At 50.0% G+C, this 12436-nt stretch carries 12 protein-coding genes and 1 riboswitch; all 12 genes read right to left on the minus strand.

Annotated features, from left to right (window positions below):
• The coding region (locus tag PHF27_RS10455) for a hypothetical protein (protein ID WP_300069564.1) at positions 1–107 on the minus strand (107 nt) is incomplete at its 3' end.
• Positions 108–144: 37 nt separating this feature from the next.
• Positions 145–936, minus strand: coding sequence for a RodZ domain-containing protein (locus tag PHF27_RS10460; protein WP_300069546.1), 792 nt, complete (start codon positions 934–936; stop codon positions 145–147).
• 7 nt (positions 937–943) lie between these two features.
• The gene (mnmH, locus tag PHF27_RS10465) at positions 944–1996 is read right to left on the minus strand and encodes a tRNA 2-selenouridine(34) synthase MnmH (RefSeq protein ID WP_300069566.1); all 1053 of its coding nucleotides are present in this window, start codon (positions 1994–1996) and stop codon (positions 944–946) included.
• 27 nt (positions 1997–2023) lie between these two features.
• Entirely contained in the window at positions 2024–4258 is a 2235-nt protein-coding gene (locus PHF27_RS10470; RefSeq protein WP_300069549.1) for a DNA translocase FtsK, read from the minus strand.
• A gap of 258 nt (positions 4259–4516) precedes the next feature.
• A complete protein-coding gene (locus PHF27_RS10475; protein ID WP_300069551.1) occupies positions 4517–6175 on the minus strand; it encodes a ribonuclease J in 1659 nt (552 codons plus the stop codon).
• Positions 6176–6347: 172 nt separating this feature from the next.
• Positions 6348–6896, minus strand: coding sequence for a 3'-5' exonuclease (locus PHF27_RS10480; RefSeq protein ID WP_300069553.1), 549 nt, complete (start codon positions 6894–6896; stop codon positions 6348–6350).
• Between the two features lie 24 nt (positions 6897–6920).
• Entirely contained in the window at positions 6921–7805 is an 885-nt protein-coding gene (gene dapA, locus PHF27_RS10485) for a 4-hydroxy-tetrahydrodipicolinate synthase (RefSeq protein WP_300069555.1), read from the minus strand.
• A 16-nt stretch (positions 7806–7821) separates the two neighbouring features.
• Positions 7822–9042, minus strand: coding sequence for an aspartate kinase (gene dapG, locus PHF27_RS10490; protein ID WP_300069557.1), 1221 nt, complete (start codon positions 9040–9042; stop codon positions 7822–7824).
• A 24-nt stretch (positions 9043–9066) separates the two neighbouring features.
• A complete protein-coding gene (locus PHF27_RS10495) occupies positions 9067–10098 on the minus strand; it encodes an aspartate-semialdehyde dehydrogenase (protein WP_300069559.1) in 1032 nt (343 codons plus the stop codon).
• A 47-nt stretch (positions 10099–10145) separates the two neighbouring features.
• The gene (dapB, locus tag PHF27_RS10500; RefSeq protein ID WP_300069561.1) at positions 10146–10943 is read right to left on the minus strand and encodes a 4-hydroxy-tetrahydrodipicolinate reductase; all 798 of its coding nucleotides are present in this window, start codon (positions 10941–10943) and stop codon (positions 10146–10148) included.
• A gap of 134 nt (positions 10944–11077) precedes the next feature.
• Positions 11078–11250, minus strand: a riboswitch (Lysine riboswitch).
• Between the two features lie 48 nt (positions 11251–11298).
• Entirely contained in the window at positions 11299–11751 is a 453-nt protein-coding gene (gene dut / locus PHF27_RS10505; protein WP_300069563.1) for a dUTP diphosphatase, read from the minus strand.
• Complete coding sequence (locus PHF27_RS10510) at positions 11748–12404, minus strand: insulinase family protein (protein WP_363320057.1); 657 nt, start codon at positions 12402–12404, stop codon at positions 11748–11750. The genes dut and PHF27_RS10510 overlap by 4 nt, the downstream gene beginning before the upstream one ends.
• Positions 12405–12436: the final 32 nt, after the last annotated feature.

Below are 12436 nucleotides of genomic sequence, written 5' to 3' on the forward strand. Positions count from 1 at the left end.
CTGGGATGATCTACATAGGCATCGCCACTGATAAATAAAAAATCTACATAATCCCAGCCGCGCGCTTCCATATCGGCACGACAAACAGGAAGAAAGTTTTTTTCCATTTTAGCCTCTATTTCTTTTCAACACGAAAACATCTTGCTATTTTTTAACCGGCCCCTGCGATGTAAACTCGTATTCCACGACTTCCCCCGCTTTGCCTAAGGCGGCCTGCGGCGAACCGTTGAAAGTCAATTGGACCGCACCGGCATTTCCCAAGGTCAAGTGGACCGTTTTAGTTGCATCCCAGCGCAGCGTCTGCCCTTTTTGCGCCGTACCATTAAAAATCTTTTTGCCGTCCACAGAAACATCAACCCAACAATCCGCTTGGAATAAGGCCTGCAGATGAACGCCATCCTGTTTTACCGGTGTATTAGCTGCGCTGCTGGCTGTTGCATGGGACGCACCTCCAGCCATCGCAGGCTTCGAAACTGCAGACGGCTGCGCACCGCCGGCTGCCGGCGCAGAGGTTCCCGACCACCACCAATATCCCGCCACTAAAACCACTGCCACTGCCAACCCTGCCGCCCAGCCAAAAGACTTTTCGGCACGAACCGGGGCTGGAAAAGAAGCATTCTCCCTCAGCGGCGAGACTGAGCCGTTCTTCTCTTGAACAGGCTCTGCTTGCGTCTTGGCTTCCACTGGTTCCTGAGAAACCGTAATCTGCTGTTCTTGCTTGTATAATTCTACCATGACCGAACCATCCAAGCCAACAAAAGTAGCATAGTTGCGAATAAAACCTTTTAAATACACTTCTCCGGGCACCACTTCATAGTCGCCAGCCTCAATGGCTTGAATATAAAGAGCACGAATGCTCGTGCCTTTTTCCACGTCGGTAATCGAATATCCCCTCTGTTCCCTTGCTGCAGAAAGTTGCTGACCTACCGTTGCCATTGTGCTGTTACCTCCTCAGTGTTTCTAAATGAGCTGTCAACGTTGCTGCTGCAGCTTCAAAATCACTTGCATCCACACAAAACGCATACTCGTCTAACTCTGCCTTTTCATAGCCATATATAGGATCATAATACTCTTTGAGCAAAGTTTCAATAACGTTGGGAAAATCTCCTTGTTCCAATTGCTCCGTCCATTCCGCAATTTTCCGTTGGCCACACTGCTTCTGCAACCGTTGCATACTGGCAATCAAAGCTTTTACAGATGCTGCGCTGTCTTCTTGCACATATTCCTCGCATAGACGGCTTACCCGCAAGGCAAGGGGCGTCTTTACCAGGACTTTATATCCCGCCTGCATCGCTTCATAAAGACATTCCGGCAAATACAAATTGCCTATTCGCTTGCTTTCGCACTCCACCACAAAATAATCGCCTTGGTTCACTCGCTCCAGCTCCGCCAGCAAAAGCGAGTCAAAGCTTTGCGCCGTGCAGCAGCCGCCCAGTCCCACATGGCCAAAAACAGAACCCCGGTGATTGGCCAAGCGCTCTAAGTCCAGCACAGGCACGCCTAACCGCGCCAAATGGTACAGCAGCTGTGTTTTCCCAGTACCAGTAGAACCGCATAAAACAACGGCCTTAGCTTGAACAGTAAAACCTTGCAGACGCTCTAAGACATAATTGCGATAAGCCTTGTAGCCTCCCTGCAACTGACGCGTACGAATCCCCATCATAGCCAGCACAGACACGACCGATCCTGATCGCATGCCGCCGCGCCAACAATAAATGACAATTTCTTTGCCCAAGGAGGCATATTCGCTGATGGTTCGTACCAAGCCGGGAAGCCGGGGCGCCACAATATCTAGTCCTCGACTTTTCGCGGTCTCCGGTCCTACTTGTTTATACAAAGTGCCGATTTCCGCCCGTTCTTCGTTTTCAAATAACGGCAAGTTATAAGCCCCCGGAATGTGGCCTTTAGAAAATTCAGCAGGAGTGCGCATATCAATAAACAGAACCTGCTCCAGTGCTAAAGAGTCCTTTACCGAGATTGTTTCATGCAAATTCATCACCACATCTCAAATCCTTGTCAGTTTTTATGCGGTATCTCCTGACAGCATTTCCTTAGCCTGTTCATAGGTCATAAGAATATCTCTGGGCCGGCTCCCCATATTAGGGCCGACAATCCGCATTTCTTCCATCATATCCATTAACCGGCCCGCGCGGCTATGACCTACGCGCAGTTTGCGCTGCAGCATGGACGCCGACGCCGTACCAGTTTCCAAAACCAAGCGAACCGCTTCCGGCAATAGTTCATCGTGCTGCAAATCCGCGGACATGCCGCCTGACGTTTCGGCGCTAGCGGTCACTTCTTCATTATATTCCGGTTCTTCCTCTTGCTGTGACCGGACAAAGTCAAGGACCTTTTCAATATCGTCGTCGCCAAGAAAAGCGCCTTGCACTCGCTGCGGTTTTGCCATTCCTACAGGATACAGCAGCATGTCGCCTCGGCCAAGCAGTTTTTCCGCTCCCGGCATGTCCAAAATAGTCCGCGAATCAATCTGTGAAGATACGGAAAAGGAAATTCGCGAAGGAATATTCGCCTTAATCGTCCCAGTGATTACATCCACTGAAGGACGCTGCGTCGCCAAAATAAGATGCAGTCCCGCTGCACGGGCTTTTTGCGCCAAACGGCAAATGGCATCCTCTACATCCACTGGCGATGCCATCATCAAATCAGCCAATTCGTCAATAATAATTACAATATAGGGCAGCCTTTTGTCTTCCTCGACGCCGGCATTATAAGACGCCAAATCCCTCACACGCGCCGTTGCCAAAACGGCGTAACGGCGTTCCATTTCCTGGACTGCCCAGTTAAGAGCGGCTGTGGCCTTTTTCGCATCCGTTACTACCGGCACCAGCAAATGCGGAATGCCGTTGTATTTTGACAGCTCCACAAATTTCGGATCTACCAAAATTAACTTTACTTCTTCTGGTCGCACTCGAAAAAGCAAACTGGCAATCATCGTGTTAATGCAGACGCTTTTCCCGGAACCGGTAGCTCCTGCCACCAACAAGTGGGGCATTTTCCCTAAATCAGCCAAAATAATCTGACCGGCAATATCTTTGCCTAAACCGACGGTCAACAAGGACGCCGCTTTTTGAAAGGACGTACTTTCAACAACTTCACAAAAAGCTACGCCCGTTACCTGACGGTTGGGAACTTCAATACCAACGGCGGCTTTGCCGGGAATGGGCGCTTCGATACGAACGCCTGTGGCAGCCAGCTTCAAGGCAATATCATCTGCCAAAGAAACGATTTTACTTACCTTTACTCCCGGCGCAGGCTCTATTTCATAGCGAGTAACCGCAGGCCCTTGAGTAATCTCTACAATACGCGCCGCCACATTAAAATCAGCCATGGTCTCTTCAAGAATTTTAGCATTTTCCTTCATTTCCTTTTGGCTGTTAGCACTCGTCGCAGCGCGCGGTTTGCGAATCAAATCCAATGGCGGCAGTTGATAGCCATGGGGAGACACCTCGCGCGGCGTAAACAACTCCAGCGGCGTTGCCTCTGCGCCACTGACGAAAGGCTCCGGTTCTTTGCGTACCCGAACCGTCGTCCGCACCGGTTTTTCTTCGTTGCGTTCCTCTTGGAAAGCAGGTACGGAAGGCTTTTCCGCGGATTTTTCTGCCGGATCGGTAAGAACTGCGTGTTCCGAAGCAAAGCGCGCATCTCGTTCCTGATTATATAAAGCAACTCTCTGCTGCGCTTTTTCGTAAGTAGCCGCTACTTTTTCCCTTGCTTCCTGCAGTCCCGTATCTACTTTATCCTTAGCCACATGCATGGTCTTGCCTAAAGACCATGTCGTCGTCACCATAATCGTACACAAAAGCACAGCTATAATTAAAATTACAGCGCCATCGACGCCTACAAACTTACGTAATAAAAATAAGGCCATGCCCCCTAAAAGTCCGCCGCCTTCAGTCAGACTTTCCGGTAAAATCTCCCGCCCCGGCTGAATCAACAGATGGTGCACCAGCATTAAAAGCAGCCAATAGGATGCGATAAAGCCCACAAACCGCAGAGTAAAGCCGGCTTCCACCCGCAACCAGATATATCTGGCGCCTATTACTGCTACTAAAAGAGGGGGAACAAACGCGCCCAAACCGAAAAGATAGGTCTGCACCTTTTTCAAGGCTTGACCAAGAGACCCCACATTGAGCCCCGCTAAAGCACAAAGAGCTATGCCTGCGATTGCAACCAACAGGATGCCCCAAATTTCATACCGCATTTCCTTTGGCACCCCGGACAACAATTTACGCAACATACTCACCTCTACCATCGTACAATTCTACACAAGAAATTTTTTTCCTGTTCGTACAGTCAGCTTAGCCTTGAAAAGTGTGAAATAAGGACACAACCGCCAAGGCGCAAAGGACTAAAGTTACAAGAATGGCCAAAAAGATAAATCGTTTTTCTGCTAAGGACTCTGCAAAACGGCTCAAGGCATTCTCTCCTTTACCTAGAAAAATAGGAAACCTTGACACACCCCGCAAGGAGAATGCATGCCAAGGTTCCTTCTTCATTATACCTCCATAATGAGGGGTAAAATCATAGGACGACGGCGCGTTTTTTCATAAAGAAACTTGCCAATAGAATCTCTGACAGTCGACTTAATGGTTGCCCATTCCGTTCCGCCTGTCATATCGCAACGTTCTAAAGCCTGCAATACTTTTTCCCGAGCCGTCTCCATTAAAGCTTCCGACTCCCGGACATACACAAAACCGCGGGAAACAATATCCGGACCGGCAACAACCATACCCGATTGCTTATCAATGGTAATCACCACAATCAAAATACCGTCCTGAGAGAGCTGTCGACGATCCCGCAATACAATATTGCCGACATCGCCTACTCCCAAGCCGTCTACCATTACTTTCCCCGCCGTTACTTTTCCGGCCATCACGCCGCGATCTGGGCCAAATTCCAATACTTGGCCATTTTCTGCGACAAAAATGCGTTCTTTGGGCATGCCCATCTCCTGAGCCAACTGCGCATGCTTAATAAGATGCCGATATTCGCCATGCACAGGCACAAAAAATTTAGGACGAATCAAATTATGCAGCAGTTTCAATTCTTCTCTGCTGGCATGTCCTGACACATGGATACCGGATGTGCGTTCATATACCACTTTGGCGCCTTGCCGAAACAGCAAGTCGATGGTGCGGGAAACCAGTTTTTCATTACCAGGAATGGGCGTAGCCGAAATGACAACCGTATCTCCAGGAACAATATCCACTTGCCGATGGTCATTACTGGCCATACGCGTCAAAGCGGACATCGGTTCCCCCTGACTGCCGGTTGTAATAACAACAAGATCCGCTGCCGGATAGTTATTGATCTCATCAATGTCAATCAGCACATTCTCTGGAATATGCAAATACCCCAGTTCAATGGCGATATTGACAACATTCATCATGCTCCGGCCAAGTATCGCCACTTTGCGCCGATACTTAGCAGCTGTATCTATGGCCTGCTGAATCCGATGTACATTCGAGGAAAAAGTAGCAATTAGGATACGCCCCTTAGCGCTACGGAACTCTTCCTCAAAGGCAAGGCCCACCGTACGTTCGCTCAACGTATGGCCGGGGCGCTCCGCATTGGTACTGTCCGCCAGCAAAACCAAGACTCCTTGATCTCCCAACTCTGCTAAGCGATGAAGGTCGGCCACATTGCCATCAACAGGAGTCTGATCAAACTTAAAATCCCCGCTATGCACAATGGTACCCACAGGAGTTTTGATGGAAATGCCCACTGCATCCGCAATGCTGTGGCACATACTAAAGAAGCCGATTTTAAATGGCCCCACTTGAATCTGTTCGCGGGGTTTTACCGGCACGAGCGACGCTGCAGACACATGCATTTCTTGCAAACGTCCTTCTAAAATCCCCAATGTCAGCCGGGTTCCGTACACCGGGACATTAAGTTCCTTGAGTACATAGGGCAGGGCGCCGATATGATCCTCATGGCCATGAGTCAAGATAATGGCGCGCACAAGGTTGCGGTTTTCCTGCAGATAGCTAATATCGGGAATGACAAGATCAATGCCGAGCATATCATCGTCAGGAAACATAAGCCCGCAATCGATCACAACAATATCGTCTCCGAAACGAATTACTGTCATATTCTTGCCAATTTCCCCCAAGCCGCCCAAGGGAATAATTTGCAATTTTTGTTTGGCCAAAAAAAGATACACCTCCTATTCTATAAATGGATACACGCCGTTCATCACGAGAAGAGCAATAAAGCAGCCGTTCCTTCTAGTCTTTTCCATTATAACGGAATTCTTCCGCTGATTCAACTATGGCGCCAAAAATGTCCTGACCGCAAAAGCCAGGACATTTTTGTAACATTTTTTAAAGGATGCGCCGCAGACCGGTTTTATCAATTAAGCCTTCAATCGACGTACATTGCCAATAATCAGCCGCACGCAAAAGAATGCCGGCGCAAGCCAGAGCATCGCTCTCCGCTTGATGATGCTGCAGCGGCAAATCCAAATAGTTTGCCACAGCAGCCAGGTTGTTTTTAGGCAGTTTCCATGTATGCCTGGATAATTCCAAGGTGCACACAAAGAAACTCTTCGCAGGCAGCGCCAAGCCATAGTGTTCCAACGAGGCTTGCAGCACAGAGCGGTCAAAACGAGCGTTATGCGCCGCCAAGCAAGCCCCTTCCAAAAAAGGCTTCACTTCCGGCCAAATCTCCTTAAAGCTTGGACAATTCCGAACCGCCGCTGCGGTTATACCGTGGATGTCCGTAAAATCAGCACGGAAATAGTCCTGCGGCGGCCGAATCAGCCAATGATGCTTAGCTGTTATTTTTCCGCCCTTGACAATCGCCAGGCCCAAGGCGCAGGCGCTAGATGCATCTCGATTCGCAGTTTCAAAATCAATGGCTACAAACTCCACGTAGTACTTCCTTCCTTGAACGACTTAACCAAGCAACCCCACTGCCGTCAAACCCTGACGAATATGCAGCAGTTCCGCTTCACTCGGTTCCACCATAGGCAGTCGAAACTGTCCGCCCGGCAAGCCCAGCAAATTGACGGCCGTTTTCACCGGAATCGGGTTGGTCGTAATAAACATCAGTCGAAAAATTGGCAGCAGTTCACCATGAATCCGCATCGCCTCTTCCTTGTTCCCCGCATAAAAGGCGGCAATCATTTCTTGCATCCGCTCACCAACTAGGTGCGCGGCCACGCTGATAATTCCACAGCCGCCAACAGACAGCACCGGCAAGGTCAGGCTGTCATCGCCGCTGTACACCAAAAAATCCTCCGGCGTTTGCCGCACCACTTCTGCAATCTGCTCCAGATTGCCGCTTGCTTCCTTCAAGGCCGCTACATTGGAAAGTTTAGCCAGCCGAGCCACCGTAGCCGGCATAAGATTAGAGCCAGTGCGCCCAGGAACATTGTACAGCACTAAAGGCAAAGAAGTATTTTCCGCAATCGCCTTAAAATGCTGGTACATGCCTTCTTGAGGCGGCTTATTGTAGTAAGGCACGACCGCCATCGCACCGTGAATGCCTACTTTTTCCGCCGCCTGGGTTGCTGCAATAGAGGCTTTCGTGTCATTGGAACCTGTGCCTCCAATAATGGTAGCCCGATCCCCCACCGCCTCTAAGACCGCTTCAAACAAGCGCAGCTTTTCGTCCAGCGTCATTGTAGCCGCTTCTCCCGTGCTGCCTGCGACAACCAAGCCGTCCGAACCATGAGAGATAAGATGCTTTGCGATTTTCGCCGCCGCTTTATAATCTACTGCGCCATCTTCATGAAAAGGAGTAATCATCGCCGTCAGTACATGTCCGAAGGTCCTCATGCTCTGTTCCTCCACTTCAGTCCGCTAAGGCAAATTTTTCATGCAAAGCGGTTACAGCTTCCACCATTTGCGTTCCTTGTACCAACACGGAAATGGAGGTTTGCGAATCAACCGTTTGCAAAATCATAATGTCATTTTCAGCTAACGCCTCTACGAAAGAAGCCATTACGCCAGGCACTTCTCCCATGCCGCCGCCGACTACGGAAACCATGGCGCAGTCCTCGCGCGTTTCTACCTGCAAACCAAGCTCCTGCAGATATCCTTGCGCCTTCTCCCTCATCGCATCAGCAACGGTAAACATAATTTGTCCGGGATGAACATTGATCAGATCTACGCTGATGCCATGCTGCGCCATCGCTTGGAATACCGTCTTGCTGGCCGTTCCAGTCTGCGCTGCATCCATGGCTACCTTTACGTGAGCAATATGAGCCAAATACGTCACGCCGCTGGCTACCCGGTCAGAAAGAGCTACTCCATCGGTGCATTCTTGGGTGACATGGGTAATCAGGGTCCCCGGATTATCGGAGAAAGTCGATTTGATCACCATCGGAATGTTCTTGGGCATAACCAGTTCCACCGCGCGGGGATGAATGACCTTCGCCCCTTGATGCGCCAGCTGACAGACCTCTTCATAGCTAATGCATTCCAGCATTTTAGCCTGCTTAACAATCCTTGGGTCTGCGGTCATAATGCCGTCGACATCAGTATAAATTTCTACCAGCTCTGCATCCAACGCCGCGCCAAAGGCAGCCGCGCTGGTATCACTGCCGCCGCGACCAATGGTGGTGATTTCACCATTAGCGCTCATGCCCTGAAAACCGCACACCACCGGCACAAAGCCAGCTTCCAGCTCACGACGCAGCCTGCAGGTGTCCACTTTTAAGATATGAGCGTTACAAAAATCCTCATTTGTCACCATGCCCGCCTGTCCGCCAGTAAGGGCTTTCGCCGGAACCCCCGCCGCCTGCAGCGTGCTTGTCATCACAATGGAGGAAATCAACTCGCCGCAATGCATGATCTGATCTAGTTCCCGAGGCGCTACCTCGGCATATACATCCTTAGCCAGCGCAATCAGCGTATCGGTTGCATAAGGCGCGCCCTTGCGCCCCATGGCGGATACGACGACTATCGGCGCATAGCCTTTTTCGAGGGCTTGCTGCACTTTGCGCACCACTTGTTGTCTGGATTCCGCCGTCGCCACCGAAGTACCGCCAAATTTTTGTATGATAATCCGCATAATAAATTCCTACACTCCTTTTGCTTAAAACATATCTTTGGCGACCATATATTCGGCAATTTGCAGCGCATTTAAAGCGGCGCCCTTGCGAATCTGATCTCCCACAACCCACAGATTAAGGCCGTGCTCTACCGAACGGTCCGGGCGAATACGACCAACGCGCACCTCATTTTCATTAGAGGTATATAAAGGCATCGGATACTCCATGTTTGCCGGATCATCCTGCACAATAACGCCAGGGAACGCAGCCAGCGCTTTACGCACTTCATCGACCGACACAGGCCCTTCAAACTCCAAATTAATTGATTCGGAGTGGCTGCGGTATACCGGGACGCGCACCGTTGTAGGAGAAATACCAATCGTGTAGTCACCCAAAATTTTGTGGGTTTCGTGGACCATTTTCATTTCTTCTTTGGTGTAGTCGTCTTCCACAAATACGTCAATATGAGGAATCAAATTAAAGGCAATGGGATAATGCTTGTCTAAACTGGCGCTAGGCAAAATATTCGCTACCATCTCGCGGCCTTCCAAACTGGCTTTCACCTGATCGTTCAATTCATCAATAGCTTCTTTGCCTGCCCCGGACACTGCTTGATACGTGGAAACTACAATGCGTTTGATTTTCGCCAAATCATAAATAGGCTTCAGCGCCATGACCATAATAATGGTCGAGCAGTTCGGATTGGCGATAATGCCTTTATGAGCGCTAATCGCCTGGGGATTTACCTCCGGTACCACCAAGGGCACTTCCGGGTCCATGCGGAAAGCGCTGGAGTTATCAATGACAACTGCGCCGCGTTTGACCGCTTCCGGCGCCAGCGTTTTACTGATGGAGCCGCCGGCGAAAAGAGCGATTTGCACGCCTTCAAAGGACTCCGGCGTAGCCTCCTCTACCGTATAGGTCTTGCCCATAAAGTCAATTTGCTTGCCTGCCGAACGTTTAGAGGCCAGCAGCTTCAATTCTGCAAAAGGAAATTTGCGTTCCTCAATCAACCGTAGAAATTCCTGCCCAACCGCTCCGGTAGCTCCTAAAATCGCCACATTGTACTTTTTCACGTTAGCAATCCCCTTTCCTTATTTCAAGGTTTTTAGATTTTCACTTCTTAATCCAGAATGTGCTCCAAGCCAACCACTACTCCCTGTAGGTTTTGCACCTTGCGGCAGGCAAATACCACGCCAGGCATAAAGGATTCACGCGAAATCGAATCATGACGAATGCTCAAAGTCTGTCCCAAACCGCCGAAAATAACTTCTTGATGCGCCACGTAACCGGGGAGACGGACGCTATGAATGCGCATGCCGTCGAACTCAGATCCTCTGGCCCCAGGGATGAGCTCTTTTTCATTCGGATGTCCCTGCGGCAAGGACTCTCTAACCTCTTTAATCAGCTGCGCCGTACGCAAGGCCGTTCCAGACGGCGCGTCCAGCTTCTGATCATGATGCATCTCAATAATTTCCACATGAGGCAAATATTTAGCTGCAGCTTTAGCCATTTTCATCATCAGCACGGCGCCAATAGCAAAGTTCGGAGCAATAAAGACTGGCGTATTTTTTTCCTGGCTTAAGGCCGTCAATTCCGCCAAATCCTCTTTGGACAAACCTGTTGTCCCCACTACCGGACATACCTTGTTTTGCAGCAATACCCGCAAATTATTCATCACCACCGCAGGGCTGGTAAATTCCACAACCACCTCCGGTTTCCGCTCTCTGAGCATCACCGCCAGTTCCCGATCCACCGGCAAGCCAATAGGGCCTTCTCCGGCTAAAAGACCAACATCCGCGCCAGCCGGCGCATTAGGGTCCGCAGCTCCCACCAGTTCTAAATCTTCTGCCGCCAAAACCGCCTTCAAAACTTCACGGCCCATTTTCCCATAAGCTCCACATACAGCTACTCGAATCACAATAATACCTCCCTATTATTCACCTAAAATTCTCGTAATAAAAAAACAAGCGGCCAGTAAGAAGAAAACTTCTCACCAACCGCCATGCAAACATGGAGCAAGGTTTTAGGATGCAAAATACTTCGCATCTACCTTGATGAGCTAGCTCTCCACCGGAAACCCGATGACAGTTCCGTACTTATTCAGCCCGAAACCAGCAGCTGCCGCGGGGCGCGTCAGCCACTTCGGCGAAAAACCCTTTCCCTCCGGATCTGCAATGCCCGATCTCCCCGGAAGTACTTTTGTTTTTCGCACCTCTATTCATCCACAATATAAACTTTTGTCTATTGTATAATATAAACGCAAGCTATGTCAACTATTTTTCTCCAGTGCTGCCAAAACCGCCCTGGCGTGTCTGCGCCGCAGCTTGATCGTCGTCACAAAGAAGATAGTTGTAAAAAATCCCCTGCGCTACCCGTTCTCCTTTTTGCAGGACCGCTTCAGTGCTGCCCATATTCAACAACGCCAGTAAAATATGGCCTTCATTATCCGGATTGTTATAATAGTCTGCATCGACAATGCCTTGTCCGTTTACAAGGCAAAGCTTCTGCTTTGTCGCCAATCCGGAACGTATATGCAGCCCCAAATATTCGCCAGCCGCCATATACGCCTTCAAGCCTGTCGGCACCAAAACTACTTCGCCAGGCGCAATGATCGTGGTCGTCGCGGCGGCCAAGTCATAGCCGGCGCTCCCCTGTGTTTTGCGCTGCGGCAAAGCAATATCTTCCTTCTTGTAAGCCGAAACCACTTCAAACCCCCGGTTTCTCACGCCATTTCCTCCTCGCTCCGATCTGCATATAAAAATGCCCTGTCCTCAAGCCCCTGCAATGGACCCAGCACCGTCAAGCTAGACTGACGCCAATCCAGCCAAGCCGCAGCATTTTCTTTCATTTTTTCCACCGTAACCGCTTCAATCTTGGCAAGTACTTCCTCTAGCGGTACATGTCTCCCCAAGGAAATCTCCAGACGTCCCAAGCGCGACATACGGCTGCCAGAGCTCTCCAAGCCAAGAAAAATAGAGCCCTTCAACTGCTCTTTCGCACGGTGCAGCTCACCCTCGCTCAAGCCTTTTTGCGCCATTTCCTGCACAATATCCTTAGCCAAACGCCACACCTCGGCTAGATTTGCCGGCCGCGTGCTGGCGTAAATGCTCAACAAGCCTGTATCGCTGTAACTGCTGCCGGAAGAATAGACCGAATAGGCCAAGCCTTTTTCTTCGCGAATGCGTTGAAATAAGCGGGAGCTGACGCCGCCACCCAACACCTGACTCAATAGATGCTGACAGTATAACTCCGGATGCCGATAGGAAATGCCAGGAAAACTTAAGAACTCAACTTTCGCAGCAGGAAATTGGGAAATAAGCCTTGATGTAATTGGGCAAGGCCGCCATCCAGTTGTATAGTTGCTTTTCGATGAAAGCAGAAAGCTTTTTTGAAGACTTCTTCTTCACTTCG

The organism is Anaeromusa sp., assembly GCF_028691475.1.
In the GTDB taxonomy this organism is placed as follows: Bacteria; Bacillota; Negativicutes; order Anaeromusales; family Anaeromusaceae; genus Anaeromusa.

Excerpts from the sequence above, each read along its gene's own strand:
- PHF27_RS10460 (WP_300069546.1), bottom strand. The coding sequence starts at position 936 with ATGGCAACGGTAGGTCAGCAACTTTCTGCAGCAAGGGAACAGAGGGGA.
- mnmH (WP_300069566.1), bottom strand. The coding sequence starts at position 1,996 with ATGAATTTGCATGAAACAATCTCGGTAAAGGACTCTTTAGCACTGGAG.
- PHF27_RS10470 (WP_300069549.1), bottom strand. The coding sequence starts at position 4,258 with ATGTTGCGTAAATTGTTGTCCGGGGTGCCAAAGGAAATGCGGTATGAA.
- dapA (WP_300069555.1), bottom strand. The coding sequence starts at position 7,805 with ATGAGGACCTTCGGACATGTACTGACGGCGATGATTACTCCTTTTCAT.
- dapG (WP_300069557.1), bottom strand. The coding sequence starts at position 9,042 with ATGCGGATTATCATACAAAAATTTGGCGGTACTTCGGTGGCGACGGCG.